Source organism: Burkholderia sp. BCC0419 (assembly GCF_902830285.1).
GTDB lineage: Bacteria > Pseudomonadota > Gammaproteobacteria > Burkholderiales > Burkholderiaceae > Burkholderia.
In genome coordinates, this window is record NZ_CADESR010000015.1 from 21214 (window position 1) to 44545 (window position 23332).

Here is a 23332-nt window from a genome sequence, read left to right on the forward strand (position 1 = left end):
CGGCACGCGACGCCCATGAGCGCGCCGCGTGTCATCGCGGAAACGAAACGCGTCCCGCTTTCAGATGCCGCCGGGATCAGAAACCGAACAGACGCGCCGCATTCGTGCGGCCGATCTTGACCCGGTCGTTTTCGCTCAGCAATGCGTGGTCGAACCACTCGCTGGCAGTCTGCATGCTCTCGTACGGGTAGTCGGCGGAAAACAGCACGCGATCGACGCCGACTTCACTGATCGTGTTGAGCAGCCCCTTCGTATGAAAGTGGCCGCTCGTCGTGACGTAGAAGTTGCGGCTGAAATACTCGCCGACCGGACGCTTCGCCTGCCCCAGCCCAGTGCCGTCCCGCTGCATGCGAAGGCGATGCTCGAGGCGCGGCAACATCAGCGGCAACCCTTCACCGAGATGCCCCAGGATGATCGTCAGGTTCGGATAGCGATCGAACAGGCCGCTCAGCATCAAGCGGATCGCATGCGTGGCGGTCTCATGCGCGAACCCCCATGCCGAGCCGACGAGCGACGAATAGCCGTCGTAGATCCGCCGCTGGCTCGGCAGCGGCTCGCGCGGATGAAGATAGACAGGCACGTCGAGGGCGGCCGCGCGTTCCCAGAATTCCCAGACCGGCGCCTCGTCGAGATACTGCGCGGTGTCCGCGTCGCCGATATTCGTATAGCCGTTCACGAGCGCCCCCCGCATCCCGAGCTCCGCGACGGCCCGTTCGAGTTCGTCCGCCGCGTCCTTCGGCGACTGCAGCGCGACGGTCGCGAACGCCTGCAGGCGCCCGGGATGCACGGAGGTGAAGCGCTCGGCGATCTCGTCGTTGGTCCGCTTCGCGAAATCGATGGCCGCCGCGCGGTCGAGAATCGATTGCGCACCGGGCGACGTGAGCGACAGCACCGCGATGTCGATCCCGCAGCGGTCCATCTCCTCGATCCGCCGGTCCGCGTCAAGCAGTCGCGCGTCGACGTCGTCCATGTAGCGCTTCCCGTTGCGCTCGGCTTCGCCGGACGCGTCCCACATGCTGTTGTTGAGCGCGGTCGACAGGTGCTCTTCCAGTACGATCTTGGCTTTCAAGGTGCTTCTCCGGTAGTCAGCGTGATGTGTTTGTATTCGATGAAGTCGTCGATCGCGGCAGCGCCGTTGAGGCGGCCCAGGCCGGATTGCCGATACCCGCCCTCCTCGAATTCGTCGTACACCTTCGCCCAGTCGTTGATCCACACCGTGCCCGCCTGAAGCGACCGCGCCACGCGGATCGAACGCTGCACGTCACGGGTCCAGACCGCCGCGGCCAGGCCATATTCGCTGTCGTTGGCCAGCGCGACGGCTTCCGCCTCGGTATCGAATACCTGCATCGTCATGACGGGCCCGAAGGTTTCCTGCTGAACGATATCGAGCCGGGCGCTGTCGACTTCGAGCAACGTCGGACGATAGAACGCACCGCGCGCAAGCTCGCCCTCGGTCACCGGGCCGCCGCGAACGACCACTTTCGCGCCCGCCGCGATCGCCGCTTCGACCGCGCGATTCACGCGCTCGACGTTGGGCCGGTCGATGAGCGGCCCCATGTCGCTGAGCGGATCGGCGGCCGGGCCGACCCGCGCCGCGGCCAGGCGTTGCGCGAGACGCGCGCGCACGGTGTCCGCGATGCCGCGTTGCACCAGCACGCGCGAGCCGGTCATGCAGAACTGCCCGGCGAACACCGTCAGCGATTTCTCGATGACGGGCAAGGCCGAATCGAGATCCGTGTCGTCGAACATGACGTGCGGCGTCTTTCCGCCGAGCTCGAGACCGACGCGCTTGAGCCGCTGCGCGCCGACGGCGGCAATCGCGCGCCCCGTCGCGGTCGAGCCCGTGAAGCTGATGACGGGCACGTCGGCAGAGGCGATCAGGTGCTTCGCTCCGGCCGCGCCCGATTCGCTGAACAGATTGACGACGCCGCGCGGCAGCGACGGCGCTTCGGACAGGACCCGTGCCACGAGCGCATTGGTCTGCGCGGTCTGGCCCGGCATCTTGACGACGGCGGTCGTCCCCGCCGCCAGCGCCGGCGCGAGCGAACGCACCATCAGCACGACGGGGGAATTCCACGGCACGATGATGCCGGCAACGCCCATCGGCTCGCGCAGCACGAGCGACACGACGTCCGGCCGAGGCGTTCCGCTGCGGCCCGTTTCGGCCCGCGCCAGCGCCGCGTAGTAGCGCAGCTTCGACGGCACCATCGACACTTCGAAACGCGCTTCGGGCTTGATCTTGCCGTTCTCGAGCGCCAGCAGTTCGATCAGCGCGTCGGCATGCCGCTCGAATGCGGCGGCCAGTTCGTCCAGCACGCGTGCGCGCAGCGCGGCATCGCGCTTCCACGGCGTGTCGTGAAACGCGCGCAGGGCTGCGTCGATCGCCGCGCGCGCCTCGGGCTCGCCGCCGTCGGCATAACGGCCGATCACCGAGCCTGTCGCGGGGTCGACGGAATCGCGATGAGCGACGGAATCCACCCACTCGCCGTCGATCCAGTGCAATACGGGAGCAGCAACAGTCATGACGTTCTCCTGTCAGCTGTAGCGGCGGGCGATATGCTCGGCCGCCGCAATGGTGGTGATGTTGGTCGCGACCGAAATCGCATCCGGAAAAATCGACGCGTCGACGACACGCAGGCCGCTCACGCCGTGCACCCGTCCTTCGAGATCGACGACGGCATGCGGATCGTCGATGGCGCCCATCGGCGCGGTCGAAGTCGGATGGTGGTACGTGTCGAGCGTCGCTCGCGCCGACGCCAGAATCCGTTCGTCGGATTCCGCGCCCGGCCCCGGATTGATTTCCGAATGAACGAGGCCGGACAGCGGCGCGGTGCGGCCGATGCGGCGCGCCAGTTTGATGCCTTCGAGCAGCCGCACGCGATCCTGCTCTTCGCCGAGGAAATTCAGGTCGATCACGGGCGCGTCTCCCGGCTGCCGGCTCGCGAGTTTAAGGCTGCCGACCGACAACGGACGCGTGAGCGCGACCGCGAGGACGAAACCGACCTTGGTCGGGCTCTGGTCGTGCGGGAACAGATGCGTCGCGGTGACATGCAGATCGAGATCGCCGTGCTGCGCCGTCGAACTGTTCGTCCACAGGAACGCACCGATCGACGGCGACTGCTCGCCGATCCGGTCAGGACGGGCGGCATACGCGTTGTAATAGAACGGATGATCTTTCAGGCGCCGGCCAACCGGCAACGCGGCGACTTCGGGAATCGACAGTGCGCGCAGGTCGGCACCCGGCCCGATGCCCGAACGCAGCAGAATGGCCGCGCTGCCATAGGCGCCCGCACTCAGGATCACCTCGTTCGCGTGAATGTCCTCGCCGTTTTCGAGCCGCACGCCGATGGCCCGCCCCTGCGCGACCAGCACGCGATCGACCAGCGCGCCGCCGCGAATCGCCAGATTCGACCGCGCCCGGACCTCATTGGTCAGGTAGGCCATGCCCGTGTTGACGCGCACGCCGTTGACGATATTCATCGGATACGGGCCGACGCCGTTGGCGTCCACGCCGTCGAAATCCTCGATCGCGCGATAGCCGTTCGCGACGGTCGCATCGACGAACGCGCGCTGCATCGGCGTGAGGTCCTCGCGCGTCAGTTGACGCACGGGCAGCGGCCCCGCCTGGCCGTGCGACACGCTGTCGTTGTCGCGATGTTCGAGCCGCCGGAACGACGGCAGCATCGCCTCGTACGACCAGCCGGGAAGATTCCAGTGCTTCAGATCCTGCGGCCGCGCGCGAATGGCGACGGCACCGTTGATCGCCGAACTGCCGCCGAGCACCTTGCCGCGCAGGGCGTTGATCGGGTGATCGACGTAGCCGGCCCGGGTGCGGTACCCCCATTCATGTCGCGCATCGCCACCGACGATATCGCTGCTGGCGATGACGTGCGGGTAGTCCCAGGCAGCGTAGTCGTGCCCGGCCTCGAGCAGCAGGACGTTGCGACTTGCCTTCTCGCTCAGGCGGGCCGCCATGACGGCACCGGCGGAACCGCCGCCGACGACCAGCACATCGACGGTTCGCGGGCCGCTTCCGGTCGTGGTGCGGGGCGACGTGCCGGCGGCGCCCGAGCCGGACGAGTTCAGCGAGTTCGACGAGTTTGCCGCACTTGCCGCGATCGCGTCGGCGCCGAACAGCGAACCGACAGCGAGCGTCGCCGAATGGGCGAGGGTTTGCGCGAGCAGGACGCGGCGCGCGGGACGATACGGCGTGGTGTTCTTCATGGCAGACGCGTTCTCCATTGAATGCGTCTGCCACAGTACGGTGGGGCGCCGCGACCCGATAGCTACCGGAAACCGAACCGGTGGTTCGCTTTTTCCGAACGCGCGCATCCGCCCGTCATGCGCGCGGCCCTCATTGGCGAGGCGACCGCGCGCTCACGTATGCGAAGGATGCGGAAGCAGGCCGCGTTCGATCAGCGGCACGTCCCAACGGGCCGGGTGTCCGATCGCTTCGTCGAGGAACTGGACCAGTGCCTGAATCTTGGGCGACGTGCGAACCGTCTTGCGATAGACGACATTGACCTGCCCGCCTGACGGCGCATATTCCGGCAGCACCGACACGAGTTCGCCAGCAACCAGCGCGTCGGACGCCAGAAACGTCGGCAGGATCGCCAGCCCCAGCCCGGCGATCGCACCGGCAAGCAGTTGAAAACCCGAATCGGTCCGCATGCGTACCCTCACGCGAAACGATTGCTTTTCGTATTCGAGCGGCAGGCTCCACATGCCATGGGGTTCGCGGTTCAGATAGAGCAATCCGTCGTGTTGCGGCAGGTCGTCGGGATGCACCGGCACGCCGCGCCGCTCGAGATAGCCCGGGCTCGCACATATCAGGTGCCGGTTGACGGTGACGGGGCGGGCGATCAGGCTCGAATCGGCCAGTTGGCCGATCCGGATCGCCGCATCGAAGTGCCCGTCCTGAAGATTCGACAGCCGGTCGTCCGCTTCGACGTCGAGGCAAAGCGCCGGATACATTTCCGCGAAACGCGACAGCAGCGGCGCAAGATAGCGCGCGACGAAGGTGACCGGAACGGAAAGCGTCAGGTTGCCGCTCAGGCTCGAGCCGGCTTCGTTCACTTCGCCTTCGATACGCTCGAGTTCCTGCAGAAGCTGCCGGGATTGCTCGAAGAACCGCTGCCCCGGATCGGTCAGTTGCAGCGCACGGCCGCGCTTGAGCAACGCGCAAGTGAGGCGTCGCTCGAGCTTCTGGATACGGGCACTGACGATCGACTTGGTGGTGCCGAGGCGACGAGCGGCTTCGGAGAAGCTCCCCGCCTCGACCACTGCCACGAACGTACTCATGTCGGAAAATTTGTTCATGATCCGTTTCGACTGGGCGAGAGGCGCAATGTCGGCGATGGTGCCACGCGCGGGCCGAACGTGCCCGGTTACGCCACCGCCGGCCTCTCGCCCGTCCGCCCTCCCCAACCGACACATTTTGTGCATCGCACGACCGACCCTGAGCAAAAAGTATCGGTTCACGAACTCTTTTGATGTGGTGATCGCGTCGCCCGCGTCACACCATTGTCCCTGCCGTCATCGGCGGCATTCGAACAAGCACTGCCGCGCGATCGCGCTTGACCCGGCCCCTGGGATCGCCTTTATGCTGAGCGCAACGAATCGACAGCCAAGAGGTGACGGATGGGTACGGACACGCCCCGTTTGAACGCATCGGCCGCCGCCGCGCGGCTCGGCGTCTCGATCAAGGCGCTGCGGCTGTACGAGCGGCACGGCCTCGTCACGCCCGAACGCACGCCGGCCGGATACCGCGCGTACGGCCCGGACGACCTCGCGCGCGCCGCCGACATCGCGGCGCTGCGCAAGCTCGGCCTCGGTCTCGCGCAGGTGGCGAGCGTGCTCGATGGCGACGCGCGCAGTCTCGATGCCGCGCTGGCTGCTCACGAGGCGGCGCTCGATCACGGGATTCAGGATCTCGTGATCAAGCTCGACCGCGTGCGCGCGATGCGCGCCGGCTTGGCGCGCGGCCGGATGCCGGCCGATGGCGAACTGACGCGGCTGCTCGACCCTGGCAGCGCCGGCGTCGCGTTCAGCCTGCCGTGGCCGTGGGGCGGCGAATGGTTCGAGTGCCGCGATATCCGGCCGTTGAACTACATCATCGGTTCGCTGGGGAGCGGCAAGACGCGGCTCGCGCTTCGGCTGGCCGACGCACTGCCCGGCGCCGTGTTCGTCGGCCTCGATCGGCTGGACGACGATTGTGCCGCGGCATCCGACGCATTGCGCGCCGATCCGGCACTGAAGTCGCGCGTCGACCGCACGTCGGCGTTGCTCGCCGGCAGGGGCGCGACGCCGTCGGCGGCGCTGACCGCGCTGCTCGTCGACCTCGAAGCGGAAGGCCCGCGCGTGCGGATCGTCGACATGATCGAACAGGGCCTCGACCGGGCCACGCAACTGGCGTTGATCGCGCATCTGCGCGCATGCGCAGCCGCCGGCATGCGGCCGCTGTTCGTGCTGACGCGCTCGTCGGCGATCCTCGATCTGACGGCGGTCGGCCCCGACGAAACCATCCTGTTGTGCCCGGCCAATCACAGCCCGCCTGCGCGCGTGGCGCCTTATTCCGGCGCGCCGGGGTATGAGGCCGTGGCCACGTGCCTCGCGACGCCGGAGGTTCGGGAGCGGATCGCGCGGCGGCCGATAACGGCGTGAGCCGCCGTCACGATTCCAGCCGCCCCATCCTCCGCGCCATCGCCGGGCTCACCGCATGCACGGGATCGAAGCCGAAGAATTCGAGCACGTGCCGCGCGACGTCGTCGCGATCGTTGTCCGCGCAGATCATGTGATAGCTGTTCTCCAGCACGATCCCGCGCGCGTCGGGCATCTTCTCCAGCAGGAAATCGGCCGAGCGCAGGCTCGTCAGCTCGTCCTCGCGCGCATGCAGCACGAGCGTCGGGCACGGCGTGCCGGCCGCCGCGTCGAGCACCCAGTCGCGCATCCGGTCCACCTGCCGCATGCACGCGAGCGGCACCCACGCATAGTGGAAACTGTCCTGCCGCTCGAACTTCTTCTTCACGATCGCGCGGATCGTCGCGTTCTTGATGCCGAACGGATCGCCTTCCTCCACGCGCATTCGCTCGGCGATACCCGGCACGCGATACAGCACGTGCCGCAGCGACCGGTACCACGGCGTCGACCAGCCGTCGATGAACACCGGCGTGGCCAGCAGCGCGAGCCGGCCGCGCGCATGCTGCACGCGATGACACAGCAGCAGCGCGACGAGTGCGCCCATGCACATCCCCGCGACGTGCAGCGTGTCGTACTCGCGTTCCAGCGCGCGATACTGCGCGGTCACCGCGTCGAGCCACGCCTCCGCGCGCACGCCAATCAGATCCTCGGGGCGCGTGCCGTGCCCCGGCAGCGTGATCATGTGCGTGTCGCCGCCCGCGCGCCGCATCGCCTTGTGCAGCGAACCGAGATCGTATTGCGTGCCGCCGAGCCCGTGGATCAGCAGCACGCCCGTGCGGCCCGTCATGACGCGCGCCCGCTCATTCGTCCGCCGGCCATACGCGCTCGATCTGCCACACGCCCGCCACCACCGTCACGTCGACGTTCGAATCGAGCAGCGGCGCGCCGTGGTCGGTGATCGTCCGCGTGCCGCCGTCGCGCAGCACGATGCGCAGCGACAGCGACGCGCGGTCCTCGCCCGCGATCTCTGCATTCCAGTAGTCGCACAGCGCGTCGCGGTCGCCCGGCTGCACGCGTTCGAGCACGAGCGGCACGCTCGCGATCTGCGCAGCGTCGACGCCGACGCCGAACACCCGCTCGACGTCGCCGCTCCATTCGATCCGGCCCGACTCGGGATCGAGCACGTACGCGAGCTGGCCGGCGCTCGCGAGCGCGAGCTCCATGTTGTTCTGCAGGACGGCCGCATGCTCGTGCACGCGCTCGCGCGTCGTCTTCAGCGTGCTCACCGTCAGCACCAGCAGCGACGCGACCGCCAGATAGAGCTGCGCCTCGAGCAGTGCACTGCCGTAATGCTCGTGGAACGACGTAAACGGGCCGTCGCCTTGCGCGGTCTGCTCGATCACGATCAGCGCGAGCACCAGCACCGACGACGAGCCCGCGCGGCCGCCGAGCAGCAGCGTCACCGCGACCGTCAGGAACAGTGGGACATACGTGAGCGCGAAGCCGGCGCCCGTGCCGAATTTCTGCGACGTATCGCCGTCGAAGATCACGAGCGCGACGACCGCGAGCAGCGCGAACGCGACGATGCCGAGCATCAGGTCGAAGCGCTCGTGGTCGCCCGAGCGGTGCGCGCGAAAGCGCGACCACGACGCGAGCACCGGCGTGACCAGCAGCACGCCGACGAAATCGGACGCGGCCCACACCCACCACACGTCGAAGAACGGCGCCCCCTTGACCGTCGTGTACCACGCCGCGCCGCCGATCGCGCCGACGACGCCCGCGATCAAGCCGGCGAGGATCACCGAGCGCAGGAAGTACAGCCCTTCGAGCGAAAAGCGCACGCGCTGCACGAGCCAGACCGCGAGCGCGGCCGCGCCGACCTCGTCGACCGTGAACAGCACCGCGTTGACGAGGCTGCCGTGCTCGATGCCGGTCAGCGCGAGCTGCCCGACCAGGAACGCGCCGGCCAGCGTCAGCCATTCGCGCACCGGCCGCAGCATGAACGCGCCGACCGTCACGCCGGCCGGCAGCCAGATGTAGCCGGTCAGCCGGACGGGGCCGTTGAATTCGTGCGAGATGTAGCCGGTCGCGAGATACAGCGCCGCCCAGAGCAGCGCGGCGACGAGCCCCGGCCGCGGTCGTTTGGTGTCCATCGAGAATCCCTGTGTATTGCGCCGTGCGTGCGAGCGATGTGCGCATGATAGGCGGGCGGGTCGAACGGCGGAATACCGGCAGGCGGCAGCACGTTCGGGGCACCGGCGCGCCCCCCGCAAGCTGGCGAGTGTGACCGGGAAAGTATCGGAAAAGTTCGTTGCTTGCCGGGCGCTATCGGGACACGTCCGCAAGCCGCCTTGTCCGGATGGCCAAAATCGCGCGCGGCCGGCCGTTCGCCCCTACCATGAAAGGCATCCGAAAGCGTTCGTTTCGGGTATCGTCCACCTCTCACACCCGCATTCCACATGACCGCACATGAAAACAGTACCGACCCGGCCGATATCGGCCCCTTCGGCACCATGAGCCGATTTCGCATCACGTACGACGGGCCCACGCTCGACTCGTCGGAGATGGACGTGCGCGAACTCGCGCCCGCGCTGCTGGCGTTCGGCGATTTGCTAGACGCGTCCACCCGCGCACTGTGCGGCGCTCAGGTACGACCGCAGGTCAACGTGCGCGGCAGCTTCAAGACCGGCAGCTTCGGCATCGACTTCACACTCGCGACCTCGCTGCTCGGCCGCATGCGCGACATGCTGAGCGGCAACGAAGGCACGGCGCTCGCCAATGCGGTCACGATCCTGACCGCGCTCGGCATCGCCGCGCCCAGGGCGAGGAAGGGGCTTTTCGCCGTCGTCAAATGGCTGCGCGGGCGCGAGATCACGCACGTGCGGATGCAGGCCCACACCGCGGTGCTGGACGTCGACGGCGACGAACTCGAAATCGACCTGCCCGTCCTCACGCTGCTGAGTGACGTCCGCGTTCGCCAAGCTATCGCGCAAGTGCTTGCGCCGCTCGCGCGCGAAGGCATCGAGATTTTCGCGGCCGGCACCGATACCGAGGTGTACGAGACGGTCACCCGCAACGAGATCGCATGGTTTCATGCGCCCGAGCCAACCGATGCGCTCCTGCTCGACGAGCATCGCAAGATGGCGTTCTCGATCGTGTCGCTCGCGTTCAAGGACGACAACAAGTGGCGCCTGTACGACGGCACGTCGACGATTCACGCGACGATCACCGATGCCGGCTTCCTGTCGCGCGTGAACAACAGCCAGATCAGTTTCAGCAAGGGAGACGTGCTGTTGTGCAATGTCCGTATGCAGCAGTGGCAAACTTCGGACGGGGCAAAAACCGAGTACGAGGTCACGGATGTCCTCGAACATCGCCCGGCCGGCCTGCAAATTCGGTTGCCGGGCATGTGATCCACACCGACGCCTCGCACCCGACGCAACTTCTCATCACTCGTGAAACCGGCGATCCATCTGCGTACGGCGTCTCAGGAAGATCTCCCGTTCCTGCTGACGCTCCGTCGACTCACGATGACCGAGCACCTGCAGCGCGTCGGCGCGCCGACCGACGATGAAGCGCACGACCGGCGCATCCGTGCGAACTTCGACGACGCGATGATCGTCTGCGAAGGCGCCGACGCCATCGGCCTGCTGAAGGTGACGCGCGCCGCCGGCGAATGGCACGTCCATCAGATCCAGATCCTCCCCGCGCGCCAGGGCCGCGGAATCGGCGAGGCCGTGCTGAACGCATTGCTGACCGACGCGGCACGCGCGCACGTGCCGGCGTCGCTCAGCGTGCTGCACGGCAACCCGGCGCGACGGCTCTATGAACGCCTCGGCTTCCGCGTCGCGTCGGAAACCGACACGAGCGCGAACCTGATCCGGCACGCGTGACGCGCGTCGTTTCGACGCCACCGCATTCCATTACTGCGTGATCTTCGCGTCCTTCAGCAGATTGCCGATCATCTGCGCACTCGCCTTCTCGGCCGCGATCGCCTGCAACTGCTGCTGAAGCGTCGGCTTCGCGGTTTCGAAACCCGGCACCTGCGTCGGCCGCTTCGCATCCAGCTTCACGATCGCCCGCGCGCCATCGACCGGAATCGAATCCTTCGTCGCCGCGCCGACCGTCAGTTTCTCGAGCGCCTGCGCGACCGGCAGCGGCAACCCGGCCGTCTTGCCTTCCGCCGCCGGCGTGTTGAAGCTCACCCACGGCAGCTCGCCGCCGGTATCGCGGCTCGGCGCCAGGCTGTACTGGCGTGCCAGCCCGTCGAACGACTTGCCCGCTTTCAGTTCGCTCAGCACCGTCGCCGCCGCGACCGCATCCTTGACGACGATCACGCGCGGCTTGTATTCGTTCTTGCCGAGCGCCGCGACGAGTTCGTCGTAGCGCGCCTTGACCTGCTCGTCGGTCACCGGCTCCGGCTTCACGTTGTCGCGCAGGTACAGTTGCACCTCGGCCGTCACCTTCGCCTGCTGCATCGCCGCCTTGACCTCGGGCTTGTCCGCGTAGTTCGCCTTCTCGGCCGCCTGCTGAACCAGCACGCGCGTGATCAGCTGGTTCTTGATCGCCTGGCGGATCTGCGGCGAATCGGGCTGCCCGGACGCGCGCAGCAGCGTATCGACGTCGGCCTGCGTGATCGGCGTGCCGTTGACGGTCGCGACGGTCGCCGCCGTCTGCGCGTGGACAGGGCCGCTCAGTGCGCCGGCCAGCGCGACGATCGTCAACAGGCGGTTCGGTATCGTTTTCATTTTCATCGTGATGTCGCTTCAAGCATAAGAAACGCGGCAGAGGGCAGCCGCGCCCGTTCATCGTGCACGCCCGCACGACGTCTGCGGGAGCCGCTGTCATTGTGCACGGAACCGCGTTTCCACGTCGGGAGGTCGGGGAAGCGGGTCCGACGCGGCGCCGCACGCATTGTGCCCGCAGTTCATTGCATGCACGTTGAGCAACAATCCGCGGAAATGCTCACGATTGCTTTCACGACTTCGCGACTACGGCCGCCGCCCGAAGCGGCCGCACGTTCAGCACGTCAGGGCGTCCACCGGTACACGGTGATGCTGTTCCCCTTCACGTTGTTCTTCATCACCACGTACTCGCCGTTCGAGCGGCGGTACGCGCGGATGCTGTACATCGCATCGATCGCGCTGCTGGTATCGACGGTCGCGGGGCTCGCGTTGACCAGCGTCGTGTCGAGATTGCCGGTGCTGAGGTTGAACGCGTCGACGTTCGGCCACAGCGGCCCGCTGCTGCTGAACCAGTAGCCGACGAACAGGTGGTTGCCCGCCGCGTCGATCGATTTCGCGCCGCTGTGCGGCAGCGTGATCACCGGGTCCGGCTTCGTCGTATTGCCCGCGCGCCAGCCGTGATACACCTCGATGCGCGTGCCGATCGACGTCCAGTCGTTGCTGCCGACCGCGCCCTGCGCGAGCACCATCGTGTCGCTGTCCGCGAGATAGACGATGCGCGTGAGCGGCTGGATGCTGGCCGGAATGCGGGTCGCGACGCCGGCTCCCCACGACGGCTTGCCGTTCGCGTCGAAGCCGGTCAGCGGGTAATGCGTGATCGCGCCGGTCTTGTCGAGGCCGGCCCATACGCCGCCCTGGCTGTCGACGCTGAAGCCGCCCGTCACGCGCTGCGTCGTGTTGAACGCGGGGCCCGGAATCGAGCCGTCCGGAATCGCGATGTAGCCGTTCGCCGCGTTGAAATGATAGAAGTAGAAGATCGGTGGATTCTGGCCGGCCGCGACGAGGATCCGGTTCGCGCCGACCGACGTGAGCAGCCCGAAGTGTTCGTCGCGCTGCGTATCGCTCATGTTGATGCGCGGGTCCGACGGATACGTGAACGGATCGACGGTGTTCGCGACGAACTTGCCGCCCGCGCTGCCGCTGTAGATATGCGTGCCGCCGTAGAACAGCGCGCCGTCCGTGACCGGGTCCGGCGCGGCGATGCCTTCGAAGTTCAGCGACTGCAGCGTCCAGCGCAGGTTGCCGCTGCTGCCGTACGCGTGAATGTCGGTCGCGCCGTTGCGGCCGAGATCCCAGCTGCCGCCCCACGGGTTGTTGAGCACATAGAGGTTGCCGCCGGTGTCCTTGCCGATCCCGACGATGCGCGTGAAGCGTTGCGGGCCGACCTGCCCCTTGATGCCCGTCGTCGTGTCGAGATAGCCGCCGCGTACGCCGAACGTGCCGGCCAGCGCGGGCCGGCCCGAGATCGAATAACGCTTGATGTTCTGGTCGGGGCCTTCGTCGCCCACCAACAGTTGCCCGGCCGCCGCATCGACATACAGCGCCGACGGGTGCGAGCCGGCCGGCATCCGGATCGTGTTCAGCAGCGCGCCGGCCGGGCTGAAGCCGACGATCGAGCCGGCACTCTTCTGCGCGACCCACACGTTGCCCGCGCTGTCCACCGCGAGCGCGCCCGGCGCCGACACGCCGATGTCCCGCTGCCACACGCCATCGGTGGTGAACACGCGCACGCGATTGCCGTAGAAGTCGCTCGCATAGAGCAGCGAGCCGGCCGTCGCGAGTCCGGTGACGACGTCGATGCGCGGCTGGTTGGTCGCCGCGCTGACCTGGATCACGAGGTCGCGATACTTCGTCGCGCGGTTGTAGCGCCCCACCGCGCCGCTGCCGTACGTCTTACCGGGCTGCAGCGCGACGAACAGCGACGTCGCATTGCCGGTGATCGCGCTGCCCTGGAATTCCGAATGCGCGCCGATCGAGCCGAGGCTCTTGCCGTTCTGGTAGATCGCGACGCCGCCTTCATCCTCGTCCCACATCGACGCCGTGTAGATCACGCCTTCGGGCGCGACCCACATCGCGCGCGCGACGTTGCCCACGTGCGCCGCGAGCGTGCCGTACGTATTCGCGATCCAGTCGGTGGTGTTGGTTGCGTGAGCAGCGGGCGCAAGCGCGGCGATCGCTGCGGCAACGAGCGCAGCCCGGATGGGTTTTCTGACGACCATGACGGATGCTCTCCTGAATGGGGTAGTCATTCACATAAGGGATCGGCCGGCCAGATGGCTTGAAGTCCGCGAGATGTAAATTCTTCCCCGAATCATCCGGCGCGGTCGGTATGATGTACGGCATGCATTCGATAATGCGCAGGGCGAGAATAGCGTTATATAAATCAAAAAAAATTGCGAATCACCCGCGCTTGCGACAAGCGCCGCCGCGCGTCAGTGAATGGTCACTTCCACGCCGAATCGGGAATCGGAAGAATCAGGCTGTTACCTGCGGGAATATCGCCGCCAATTCGGCGTCGATAAATTGAAACGACGAATGCCATTCCGGAAGTATCGGAAAAACCACTGCACGAAACAAATCGCCGACCTGAATCCGTATCGAATCCAGGCCGGCGATCGTCATTGACTACGGGGCAGGCAACGCGTCGTCGCGTTGCCATGCATCATGCCGACGTTTCGCGCACCTTCACTTCGGCTACACGCGCGCCGTCCGAATCGTCGTCGCGCGGCGCGTCGAGCTGCCCTTCCCACTTCGCGACCACGGCCGCCGCGATCGAGTTGCCGACCGCGTTGGTGGCCGAGCGCCCCATGTCGAGGAACATGTCGACGCCCATGATCAGCAGCAAGCCGGCTTCGGGCAGGTTGAACTGGTTGAGCGTCGCCGCGATCACGACCAGCGACGCGCGCGGCACGCCGGCCATCCCCTTCGACGTCACCATCAGCATCAGCAGCATCGTGATCTGCGTGCCGAGCGGCAGATGGATGCCGTACACCTGCGCGATGAACAACACCGCGAACGTGCAGTACATCATCGAGCCGTCGAGGTTGAACGAATAGCCGATCGGCAGCACGAAGCTCGAGATCTTGCGGTTCACGCCGAAGCGGTCGAGCGCGTCCAGCAGCTTCGGATACGCGGCCTCGGAGCTGGCCGTCGCGAACGACAGCAGGAACGGCTCGCGAATCAGCCGGAGCAGCGTGAACGCACGCTTGCCGAGGAACGTCACGCCGGCGAGCGTCAGCACGGCCCACAGCAGCACGAGCGCCAGATAGAAGCTCGCCATGAACTTCGCGAACGTGAGCAGGATGCCGAGCCCTTCGGTCGTGATCGTCGATGCCAGCGCCGCGAACACCGCGACCGGCGCGAACAACATCACCGCCCCCGTCACCTTCAGCATCACCTGCGCGAGATCGTCGATCACGCCGGTCAGGCGCTTGCCCGATTCGCCGAGCGCGGACAGCGCGGTGCCGAAGAAGATCGAGAACACGACGATCTGCAGGATTTCGTTGTTCGCCATCGCCTCGGCGATCGACTTCGGCACCAGGTGCACCACGAAATCCTTCAGCGTGAACGCGCCCGTCTTCAGGTTGAGCGCCGCATCGGACGGCGGCAGCGGCAGGCTCAGGTGGCTGCCCGGCTGCAGGAGCGTCGCGGTCAGCAGGCCGAGCAGCAGCGACGTGAACGACGCGATGAAGAACCAGCCGAACGCCTTGACGCCCACGCGGCCCACCGCGCTGCCGTCGCCCATCTGCGCGATGCCCACGGTCAGCGTCGCGAACACCAGCGGCGCGATGATCATCTTGATCAAGCGCAGGAACACGTCGGACAGCAACGACACGTAACCGGCGACTTCCTTCGCCATCTTCGGGTCGGGAAACGCGCTATGGCACGCGTAACCTACGGCGATGCCAAGAATCATCGCGACAACGATGTACTTGGTAATGTTGTGCTTCTTCTTCATTAGTGGTCCAAATTACAAGGCGTATGTTGCTAACGGCTGGTCAATCAGTCGCGTCCGGCTGCGAATCGAAACCTGTGTCGCCATGCGGGCGATCTGTCCGCTTCGGGCGGTCTCCGGCGGTCACCAGGGCGGACAGGGGGGGCATTCTAACGCAAATGGCGCCCCGGCTTTCAATTCTGAAAGCGGCGCGGGTTGATTTGCGTCCTGATGTCGTCGGGAAAGGACGTGTCGTCGCGGTCCGGCCCGCTTCCTGTGCGGCGGGATGCCGGGGAATGTCAGTGAGTCACGCAGAAGGCGGCCGGCCCGAAAAGACGCGGCAGGCCGGCGACGCCGGGCGTCAGGCAACCAACACGCAGGTGTCGGCCGCCATGCCGGTCACGATCGCTTTCGCGGGAAACCGTCGCACACGGGCCGACACGATCCAGCGATCGCGACACATCGTCACAAAGATGCGCAGACATCGACACTACCGCACGTAACCGCTCTGTTATCCGTACGGGGATCTCGACGCACGCGTGCGCGACCAGGTCATCGCTGCCGGTTACGGCAATGCGACGACGACCCGCCGCGGATGTGCCGGTGCGGCCGACGATCCGTTTCTGCTGCCGCGGATTCCGGTGGCGGGCGGGGTCGGCGCTGTGGGGCTGTGGTTCAAGTGCGCGAAGGGGCGGTTTGCGTCGCGCGGATAGCATGCGTCGGAACGCGACTCATCCACCGACCTCTCGATACCCGTCCTTGCCATGCGTGCGCACGGACGGGCCTCGCCGTCAGGTCAAACCGGCGAGCGGGAACGCGCCGACGGGATCGCGAATCGTCCCGCCGGCCATGTGCTCGCCGGACGCATCGGCCCGGCTGTCCGTTACCGGTCGTATTCGAAGGACTCGGTGAAGACCGTGTCGATCGAATCGGACCAGGTCAGGCTCACGAACGAGAAGTCCGTGCTGCCGCCCCAGCCGGCCACCGATGGGAACGCGACGCCCTGATCGCCCGGCACGTTGAGCGTCACCGCCGCACCCGGCTGGACCGGCGGCGCCGATGCCGTACCGTTGACGAACGTCGCCACGGTCTGCCCGGCCGCGGTTGCGCGAATCTGCACGTTGCCGCGCTTGACGAACGGCAGCCCCGCTTTCGACGTCCAGCCCAGCGGGAAGATCGTGCCGCCCGCGAACGTGCCGGCGGAACCCGGCGTCAGCTTGTCGCGCGTGGACTGCGCGAGATCGTGCCACGCGTACTGACGCAGCGCGTCGGGCGACGGCGACGGCGTACGCACCCGCACCGTGTAGTGCCTGGCCGGCGTCGACGTGTTGCCGTTCTGGTAGACGTCGATCGTATAGGCGCTGAACGGCTTGATGTCGGCCAGCTCGGCGGCGCTCAGTTGCGGTTTCGCCCACGCGGTGTTGTTGCGCGGCGCGTCGCCGGGCCACGTGAACAGGCCCTGGTTGGCCGGGTCCTGCGCGACGCCGGCCAGGCGGAAGTTGTTGCGGCACTGCGCGCTCTTCGCCAGGGCGGCGAGCTGCGCCGGCGTCTGCCCGCTTGCGATCTGCGCACGGATGTTCAGCGTGTCGCAGGTGCCGCTCGACGGCTGGAGGAACACGCCGTTGCGCAAGCCGGGGCCGTTGACGATCGCGAAGTCCACCGCGGTGCCGGCCGCGTCGACGGCCCCCACCTGCAGGTTGAGCGAATCGACGAACGCGTTGGTCCCCGTCGACGGGATGGCCGGATTCAACCAGTCCCACTTCTGCGCGTTCGCGTTGACCTTGCTCAGTACCGCGCGCTGGTTGCCGATCACGCGCCAGCCGGTATCGCCATTCGCGAGACTGCCCGCCCGCACCGCGAGCTGCACATGTTGCTGCATGCCGTCGCGAATGCCGTCGCTGCGCGTCCACGCGAGCTTGACCCACATCGTGTCGCTGGCGACGACGCGGATGACTTCCGGCAAGCTGAAGCTGGCGTTGTTCATCGCATCGTCGGCCACGATGCCCGGCGTGCCGCCGGCGGGCGCACCGAATTCCTGGTCGACCGACATCCCGTTGTTGAGATACGCGGCGGGCACGCCTGCATTCAGCGCGCCGGATCCGACATCGTCGACGAAGATCTGGCCGCATGCCGATACGCTGCCGCCCGTGCGCGCCGCGCCGGTCGAACCGGCGAAACACTGGTTGAGCACGCGCTGCAACGCCGCCAGATCGCTGGCGCTCGGCAGGTTCGACACCACCGCGCCATTGATCGTCGCGGCGGCCGGCAGGCTGGCCTTGTCGCTCGCCTGCGGCGCGACGCCGGGCGCGAGCTGAAGCTGCACCGGCGTATCGCTGGACGCGCCCGCCACCGAGCTGATCTGGACGCCGCCGTCCGGCAGGACGTTGATCTTCACCTGATCGAGCAACCGGTCGAGCCCCGGCGCACCCGCGGTCAACGGGCCGGAAATCAGGTCGACGCCCGTATTGCCGGTAGCGGCCAGCAGGTCGGCCAACACCGACGAATAAGCCTGCACCGTGCCGGCAACCGCCTGGGCCGTAACCTTGCTTTGCAGCAAACCGGTATCGGCCATCAGCTTCGTCGGATTGTCCCCGATGATCGTGGCGGCGATCGCGTTCGTGATCGGCGTGATGTTGATCGTCTGCGTGCCGGCCGTGGCGCTGAGCGCGATCAGCGTGGCCTGCGAATCGGCGACGTTGCCGTATGCGGACAACGCAAAAGGTGCGGTCAGGCCAGTCACCGCGCAATGAAACCCGCCGGTTGACGCATCGGCCGGGCAGTCGACCGCCTTGCCGGTCGCATCGACCAGCTTAACGGTGGCGCCCTGCATCGCCGCGCCGGCGGCCGCGACCCCGCTGACCGTCTGCGCCGCGGGTGCCCCGGGCGGCGACGAAGAACTGTCGCTACCACCGCACGCCGACAGGACGAGCGCTGCAATACCGGATACGACAGGCGTGAGTTTCATTGCGTTTCCCCCGACATCCTTCTGGTTGATGCGTGTCATATGCACCGCTCATGCACGCTGGACGGCGAGGATTCTCGCAAAGCCGATTTTTGCGATCATCATTCAGGTGGATGAAAATCGGGAAATAACACCACATGAAACGCAAATAACCTGTGTTAGCCTGAAAAAAATTCGGTATTCGAAGCAATATCGTCAGACAAAATCCACATACGAAGATCGCGAAGCGACGGGGGAAGCATGCAACGGGACCAACTCATCGGGGACCTCTATGAGGCCGCGCTGCAACCGGACGGTTTTCTCGAAGTTTTTCATCGAGTATCCGAATCGCTCGGCGCAAACGTTTTTCACATGTTCAGTTGGGACGCCGCGCGCAATGCGCCGCAATTCTCGATCTATTCGCCGCGCGCGGAATTCGACGAGATCATCGCCCGCTACGACCAGTATTACGGCGCGCTCGATCCACGCCGCGGCTTCGTCGAGAACGCACCGCTCGGCGAATTCGTGTGCTGTCAGGATCACCTCACCGACTGCGACGTCGAACGCAGCGAGTTCTTCCAGGACTTCCAGATTCCGTCGGGATTTCGCTACCTGATGGGGATTCGCTTCGCGCGCCCCGGCAGCGACAACATTCTGCTCGGGTTACTGCGAGCGCACGGCCGCACGCCGTATTCGTCGGAAGAACGCGCGACCCTGACCGGTATGGCCGGGCATCTGCAACGCTCGATCAACCTGTGGCGAGACGCGCGCGTGTTGCATCGCGACGCCACGCTCGGCGCCGAACTGATGGAGGAGCTGGGTCTTTCCGTCTTTGCACTGGACAGGCACGCGCGCGTCGTCTTCGTCAACCGGGCGGCCGAGTCGATGCTGCGCGCCACCACCTGCCTCAAGATCGAGAACGGATGCCTGAGCGCGACGAGCGCGCCGCAGAACGATGCATTCAAGGCGGCGTTGACGCGTGTCGCGAAGACCCGCAAGGGCGAGAGCCTTGCGCTTTCCGGCACGTTGGTGGCGGCGCATGAAATTTTTCTCAGCATCGCGGCGCTGTCCGGACAAGCGCTCCATGCGACGTTCGGCGATGCGACGATGCTGATCACGGTCAGGCGACGCAGCGCCGCCCCGCTGGTCGTCGCGCAACAGTTGCGGCAGTCGTTCGGTTTGTCGAGCGCCGAAGCCGCGGTGGCGGAAGCGCTGATCAACGGCAAGACGCCTGATGAATGTGCTGCGAGCGCTGGTGTGTCGCTGGCGACGGTTCGCACCCAATTGCGGGCGATCTATGAAAAGACACATTCGCGGAATCAGGCCGAAGCGGTCGGGCGAATGCTTTGGGTGCTCCCGCAGTACAAGCGCGAGGATTGAGACGTCGAAGGGGCTAGCGGGTCGTATCTGGCTCAGTCGATCTACCGGACCGCTGCCCCCTGCGCCAACCGTCTTTTGACGCCCACGAACGCCAAGCCGGCCAGCGCGATGGATCCACAATAGAACAGCAGCGCCGTCACATCCGTTCCCAGCCGGGAGAACACGAACCCGACCGCCAGCATGCCCAATCCGAGGCCGGTGCGCTCCGCAACGTACGAGATACCGATCACGCGATCGCGTGACGCGGCCGGTGTCGATTGCAGGAGCGAATAGTAGATCGTCTCCGTGGCGGCATCGAAAATGCCTGCCAGCAAGACGAAACCCAACATGCCCGGCATACCACGCACCTCGAAGACGCCGAGGAAGCACGCGAAGGTCAAGATCAGCAACGCGATGAAATACGGCTCGAGCGGCTGGTGACGCGATTCGAGACGCTCCAGCAAGCGCGGCGTCACTGCCGCGGAAACGAGCCGTCCGACACCCCACACCGCCATCAGCCAGCCGTACAGAAACGCGGGCTGATTCGCGTCGAACAGCTGCGACCTGATCGGGAAGCCGACATTGTGCGTACCGGAGCCGAACGCTTCGACGAAGCGCGCGCCGATCACCAGCATCACGATGGCCGACAGATAACGCGCCGCGCCTGGCAGTGCGCCGGCCTCGGCGGCAGCGTGTGCCTCGTCGGCCGGTCGATGTCGGCGCGGCATGTTGCCCACCAGCATCAGGAATGCAATGGCGGAGACCGCAAACGTGATCGAATCGATCAGGAATACGCGCTTGTAGGCCAGGTACTGCGTGATCACCGATGCAAGCAGGCTGCCGCCGACCACCGACACGCCATCGGTCGCACTGAGGATCGCATTGAAACGATGCCGGCCCTCCTGCCCGACCATTTCCGGAACCTCGGACATGATGGACACCCGGTACATCCCCTGAAAAAGGCCGATGAAGAAAGGCACGAAATAGATGAGCGACGCGTCGGCGGCACGCGACGACGTAGCCAGCACGCCGATCGCCAGTGCACTGCCCGCTTCCGCGGCGAAGATCAGGGTACGGCGGGAGAACCGGCTCAGCCGCGGCACTGCGGCACCGCCCGCGACCGCACCCAGCAGACGCGACGCCATCGTCAGGCCGAGCAGCGCGGCAGAGCCCGTGACCTCGAGCGCGTAGGTCGCCAGAACGATGCTGATCATCGTCGAACTGATGTCGGAGATCGTCTTGAACGACAACCAGACGTACAACTGCGTCAACGAAGACGAAGCGCGTTTTTCTAGAACCAGCTCGGATTTCATGTCAGCTCATCTCGCTGAGGAAAAGGAAATCAGCAACATGTCCCGGAACGCGAGTTCGTCAGGGTTGGCTTGCTGAACGGCATTGGCACTCGGGTACAGCACGGCGTCGTTCACGACCACGGTATCGAGGAAATCCTTCAGCGGCCGTGCGAACAATGGAACAATGCCCTCGCGTTCTTTACAATTACCAATCAGCATCAATTCGATAATCAAGGATCACGCACCTCGCAGAAATGGCAGGTTTAATACATCCATCGAAGATAGAACACTCAACTCTTCCCAAATTATTAAAACACCCCTCATCAAGACGCCTTTGAATCAATCCCGATATCGAATACTTCAGGGCGTCGCGCCTTACATTTTGATAGCAAGATCGCGCGTGAGAGTCAGATGACACCGCCACGTATTTTATGTCGGCACGCCATGCAATCCACCAAAAATGTAGATAAACTACATAGCATCTACCCAGCTCCACCCCCAATACCCACAAGGCATATTGACATTAATCACCGGGAATTCTCCCATATCCCGCCCTTGACCAGCCACGCCATCAGCGGTTAATGTTGAAAAACTACATGATTTAGCCGGCCATTCTGTTACGAGCACTGGCTTTCTTTTTCGTGGCTTCGCTTCCGCCGAGAGCAGGACAGTAATTTCTTACACAAAAGAAAGGAGTGCGAATATGTTTGTCAGGAACCTGAGAGATGTCGAAAAAGATGGACTGCTTGTCGAATGGGGCTCCGGCACAAGCCATCGCTTGTTGACGGAAAAGGACGGCATGGGCTACGGCGTCTGCCATACGGTGGTGCGTGCGGGTACGGAATCGCTCCTGCAATACCGCAACCATCTCGAAGCCTGTTATTGCATTGCAGGCGAAGGCGAGGTCGAGGACATGAACGGTAACGTCTTTCCGATCCGCCCGGGCACCCTCTACGTGCTCGATCGACACGACCAGCATTACCTGCGCGGCGGCAAAGACGGGGATCTGGTGCTTGTCAGCGTCTTCAATCCCCCGCTCAAGGGACACGAACGGCATAACCTGGAGTCTGCGGAAGCGTCCGCTTACTGAAGCTCGATACGCTCATTCCGGGAGGCCCCGGGGTACCCGCCCTCCCGGCAACGTCCGCAGGAGCGCGCATGCATCGCGTGCTCCGCGCAAAAGAAAGGTGACTGTTCGTGCGCGCCCAGCATCAAGCCTTTTTCCATTCGCTTTTCCTTGCCCGCCTCGCCGACCAGATTCTGTTGTTTCTCGTGCCGCTGGTCATCTTTCAGATGACAGGGCGCGTGTCCTGGTCGGGCATCGCGTTTTCGCTCGAAACACTGCCGAGATACCTGTGCTTCCCGTTTCTAGGCGCGCTTTGCGACCGGTATTCGCCCACGAAACTGATGCGCGTCAGTCAGGTTCTCCGCGCGGCGGTATGCGTCGCGGGCGTCGCCGCCTACGACCTCGTCGGCGGCATCGGATGGCTGATCGCGCTGTCCGCGTTGTGCGGCATGCTGACGAGTCAGGGCATCGTGGCGCGCGAGGTGATGCTGCCGCAGATATTCAGCAGCCATCGCTTCGAAAAAGTGCTGTCGTATTCGCAATTGGCCGACCAGCTTGGCCTGGTGCTCGGCCCCATGCTCGCGGCGATCCTGCTGTCCTGGTGGCGCTGGGAATTCGTCGTGGCGGCCGCGGCCGTGCTGTTTGTCACAGCCGACGTCGCGCTCGCCTATTGGCAAAAGGCCAGCGCGTTCGAATTCGCGATGCCGGAAGGCACGCACGGCACCTGGTTCACGCCGATCAAGACGGCCTTGTCTCACGTCGCCCGTCTCCCGGGCCTCAAGTCCGTCATCATGCTGGCTGCCGCGGAGAACCTCGTGATCGGCGTCACGCTCGCGACATCCGCCGCGATGGTCACCGGCTTTCATCACGAAAGCGGACGCTATTACGCAGGACTGCAAACGGCAGGCGCGTGCGTGACGATCGCGATTCTGCTGATGACGGCGAGGTTGCATGTCCCGAGGCGCGTCCTCGGCCTCGTCGGCTTCGGTTCGATCTGTGTCGGCGGCGTTATCGCGGCAGCCAGCCCGGGAATTGCGGGGTACGTTTTCGGCTTCCTGCTGATCGTCGGATTCGACAAGATGTTCAACGTGTACATCCGGAGCACGCGGCAGAAGATCATCCCCGCGCGCGACTACGGCAAGACGACGGGAGTCGTCATCCTCCTCAACAACATGACACAGCCGCTCGCGGGCGTCGCGGTAGGCGCATTCTCGACGCGTTTCGGACCAGACACGGTGATCATGGTGCTGTCCGTGTGCATGGGTTGCCTCGGGTTGCTGGTCTCGCTCGCGCCCCGCATTCGCAAGGACCACAGCCCCTCGTCGGCCTCGGTGTCCTCACGTGAAGGCTGATGCC

Annotated in this window: 18 protein-coding genes and 1 pseudogene; 7 read left to right on the plus strand and 12 right to left on the minus strand. The window is 65.6% G+C overall.

The genetic code is table 11. The annotated features are described in order from the left end of the window. Positions 1 to 76 precede the first annotated feature (76 nt). The 4 genes from HWW87_RS35450 to HWW87_RS35465 form a co-directional block, all read right to left on the minus strand. Entirely contained in the window at positions 77 to 1069 is a 993-nt protein-coding gene (locus HWW87_RS35450) for an amidohydrolase family protein (protein WP_175824175.1), read from the minus strand. Continuing rightward, on the minus strand, positions 1066 to 2523 hold the full coding sequence (locus HWW87_RS35455) for an aldehyde dehydrogenase family protein (RefSeq protein WP_175824176.1): 1458 nt from the start codon (positions 2521 to 2523) through the stop codon (positions 1066 to 1068). Before HWW87_RS35455 ends, HWW87_RS35450 begins: the two co-directional genes overlap by 4 nt. A gap of 12 nt (positions 2524 to 2535) precedes the next feature. Further along, a complete protein-coding gene (locus HWW87_RS35460) occupies positions 2536 to 4224 on the minus strand; it encodes a GMC oxidoreductase (RefSeq protein ID WP_175824177.1) in 1689 nt (562 codons plus the stop codon). Between the two features lie 153 nt (positions 4225 to 4377). Further along, entirely contained in the window at positions 4378 to 5481 is a 1104-nt protein-coding gene (locus HWW87_RS35465) for a LysR family transcriptional regulator (RefSeq protein WP_244107405.1), read from the minus strand. Between the two features lie 159 nt (positions 5482 to 5640). Between HWW87_RS35465 and HWW87_RS35470 the strand changes: the two genes are divergently transcribed. Then, positions 5641 to 6663: a MerR family transcriptional regulator gene (locus tag HWW87_RS35470; RefSeq protein ID WP_175824178.1), complete on the plus strand. Its 1023-nt coding sequence runs from the start codon at positions 5641 to 5643 to the stop codon at positions 6661 to 6663. Between the two features lie 7 nt (positions 6664 to 6670). Here the strand turns inward: HWW87_RS35470 and HWW87_RS35475 are convergent, their stop codons facing one another. Next, on the minus strand, positions 6671 to 7486 hold the full coding sequence (locus tag HWW87_RS35475) for an alpha/beta fold hydrolase (RefSeq protein WP_175824179.1): 816 nt from the start codon (positions 7484 to 7486) through the stop codon (positions 6671 to 6673). 13 nt (positions 7487 to 7499) lie between these two features. Continuing rightward, the gene (locus HWW87_RS35480) at positions 7500 to 8792 is read right to left on the minus strand and encodes an MASE1 domain-containing protein (protein WP_175824180.1); all 1293 of its coding nucleotides are present in this window, start codon (positions 8790 to 8792) and stop codon (positions 7500 to 7502) included. Positions 8793 to 9098: 306 nt separating this feature from the next. On the opposite strand from HWW87_RS35480, the gene HWW87_RS35485 reads away from it, so the two are divergent. Together HWW87_RS35485 and HWW87_RS35490 are read left to right on the plus strand one after the other, a co-directional pair. Next, complete coding sequence (locus tag HWW87_RS35485) at positions 9099 to 10052, plus strand: hypothetical protein (protein ID WP_175824181.1); 954 nt, start codon at positions 9099 to 9101, stop codon at positions 10050 to 10052. A gap of 42 nt (positions 10053 to 10094) precedes the next feature. Next, the gene (locus tag HWW87_RS35490; RefSeq protein ID WP_175824182.1) at positions 10095 to 10532 is read left to right on the plus strand and encodes a GNAT family N-acetyltransferase; all 438 of its coding nucleotides are present in this window, start codon (positions 10095 to 10097) and stop codon (positions 10530 to 10532) included. Positions 10533 to 10562: 30 nt separating this feature from the next. On the opposite strand, the gene HWW87_RS35495 is transcribed toward HWW87_RS35490, so the two are convergent. The 3 genes from HWW87_RS35495 to HWW87_RS35505 all read right to left on the minus strand — a co-directional run bounded on the left by HWW87_RS35495 (position 10563) and on the right by HWW87_RS35505 (position 15342). Continuing rightward, positions 10563 to 11393 (minus strand): peptidyl-prolyl cis-trans isomerase, encoded by an 831-nt coding sequence (locus tag HWW87_RS35495; RefSeq protein WP_175824183.1) that lies wholly within the window; start codon positions 11391 to 11393, stop codon positions 10563 to 10565. Positions 11394 to 11668: 275 nt separating this feature from the next. Further along, a complete protein-coding gene (locus tag HWW87_RS35500; RefSeq protein WP_175824184.1) occupies positions 11669 to 13603 on the minus strand; it encodes an SMP-30/gluconolactonase/LRE family protein in 1935 nt (644 codons plus the stop codon). A gap of 443 nt (positions 13604 to 14046) precedes the next feature. After that, positions 14047 to 15342 carry a dicarboxylate/amino acid:cation symporter gene (locus HWW87_RS35505; protein WP_175824185.1) on the minus strand — a complete coding sequence of 432 codons (1296 nt, stop codon included), beginning with the start codon at positions 15340 to 15342 and terminating at the stop codon, positions 14047 to 14049. A 485-nt stretch (positions 15343 to 15827) separates the two neighbouring features. Here HWW87_RS35505 and HWW87_RS37360 point away from each other — a divergent pair. After that, positions 15828 to 16031: pseudogene (locus tag HWW87_RS37360) on the plus strand (polysaccharide deacetylase family protein); the annotation flags it as partial. A 170-nt stretch (positions 16032 to 16201) separates the two neighbouring features. Here HWW87_RS37360 and HWW87_RS35510 read toward each other — a convergent pair. Further along, positions 16202 to 18283 (minus strand): hypothetical protein, encoded by a 2082-nt coding sequence (locus HWW87_RS35510; RefSeq protein ID WP_175824186.1) that lies wholly within the window; start codon positions 18281 to 18283, stop codon positions 16202 to 16204. Between the two features lie 237 nt (positions 18284 to 18520). Between HWW87_RS35510 and HWW87_RS35515 the strand changes: the two genes are divergently transcribed. After that, the gene (locus HWW87_RS35515) at positions 18521 to 19639 is read left to right on the plus strand and encodes a LuxR C-terminal-related transcriptional regulator (RefSeq protein ID WP_175824187.1); all 1119 of its coding nucleotides are present in this window, start codon (positions 18521 to 18523) and stop codon (positions 19637 to 19639) included. A 41-nt stretch (positions 19640 to 19680) separates the two neighbouring features. Here the strand turns inward: HWW87_RS35515 and HWW87_RS35520 are convergent, their stop codons facing one another. Both HWW87_RS35520 and HWW87_RS35525 read right to left on the minus strand, forming a co-directional pair. Further along, positions 19681 to 20931 (minus strand): MFS transporter, encoded by a 1251-nt coding sequence (locus tag HWW87_RS35520; protein ID WP_175824188.1) that lies wholly within the window; start codon positions 20929 to 20931, stop codon positions 19681 to 19683. 6 nt (positions 20932 to 20937) lie between these two features. Beyond that, positions 20938 to 21144 (minus strand): hypothetical protein, encoded by a 207-nt coding sequence (locus HWW87_RS35525; protein ID WP_175824155.1) that lies wholly within the window; start codon positions 21142 to 21144, stop codon positions 20938 to 20940. A 469-nt stretch (positions 21145 to 21613) separates the two neighbouring features. On the opposite strand from HWW87_RS35525, the gene HWW87_RS35530 reads away from it, so the two are divergent. Continuing rightward, positions 21614 to 22000, plus strand: coding sequence for an ectoine synthase (locus tag HWW87_RS35530; protein ID WP_174433576.1), 387 nt, complete (start codon positions 21614 to 21616; stop codon positions 21998 to 22000). 107 nt (positions 22001 to 22107) lie between these two features. Next, positions 22108 to 23328, plus strand: a complete 1221-nt coding sequence (locus HWW87_RS35535) for an MFS transporter (RefSeq protein WP_175824189.1) — start codon at positions 22108 to 22110, stop codon at positions 23326 to 23328. The last annotated feature ends 4 nt before the right edge of the window (positions 23329 to 23332 follow it).

Bases quoted from the DNA above. Each gene is read 5' to 3' on its own strand.
- HWW87_RS35510 (WP_175824186.1), bottom strand. From the start codon at position 18,283: ATGAAACTCACGCCTGTCGTATCCGGTATTGCAGCGCTCGTCCTGTCG.
- HWW87_RS35455 (WP_175824176.1), bottom strand. From the start codon at position 2,523: ATGACTGTTGCTGCTCCCGTATTGCACTGGATCGACGGCGAGTGGGTG.
- HWW87_RS35470 (WP_175824178.1), top strand. From the start codon at position 5,641: ATGGGTACGGACACGCCCCGTTTGAACGCATCGGCCGCCGCCGCGCGG.
- HWW87_RS35530 (WP_174433576.1), top strand. From the start codon at position 21,614: ATGTTTGTCAGGAACCTGAGAGATGTCGAAAAAGATGGACTGCTTGTC.
- HWW87_RS35495 (WP_175824183.1), bottom strand. From the start codon at position 11,393: ATGAAAATGAAAACGATACCGAACCGCCTGTTGACGATCGTCGCGCTG.
- HWW87_RS35460 (WP_175824177.1), bottom strand. From the start codon at position 4,224: ATGAAGAACACCACGCCGTATCGTCCCGCGCGCCGCGTCCTGCTCGCG.
- HWW87_RS35520 (WP_175824188.1), bottom strand. From the start codon at position 20,931: ATGAAATCCGAGCTGGTTCTAGAAAAACGCGCTTCGTCTTCGTTGACG.
- HWW87_RS35500 (WP_175824184.1), bottom strand. From the start codon at position 13,603: ATGGTCGTCAGAAAACCCATCCGGGCTGCGCTCGTTGCCGCAGCGATC.
- HWW87_RS35480 (WP_175824180.1), bottom strand. From the start codon at position 8,792: ATGGACACCAAACGACCGCGGCCGGGGCTCGTCGCCGCGCTGCTCTGG.
- HWW87_RS35505 (WP_175824185.1), bottom strand. From the start codon at position 15,342: ATGAAGAAGAAGCACAACATTACCAAGTACATCGTTGTCGCGATGATT.
- HWW87_RS35475 (WP_175824179.1), bottom strand. From the start codon at position 7,486: ATGACGGGCCGCACGGGCGTGCTGCTGATCCACGGGCTCGGCGGCACG.
- HWW87_RS35485 (WP_175824181.1), top strand. From the start codon at position 9,099: ATGACCGCACATGAAAACAGTACCGACCCGGCCGATATCGGCCCCTTC.
- HWW87_RS35515 (WP_175824187.1), top strand. From the start codon at position 18,521: ATGCAACGGGACCAACTCATCGGGGACCTCTATGAGGCCGCGCTGCAA.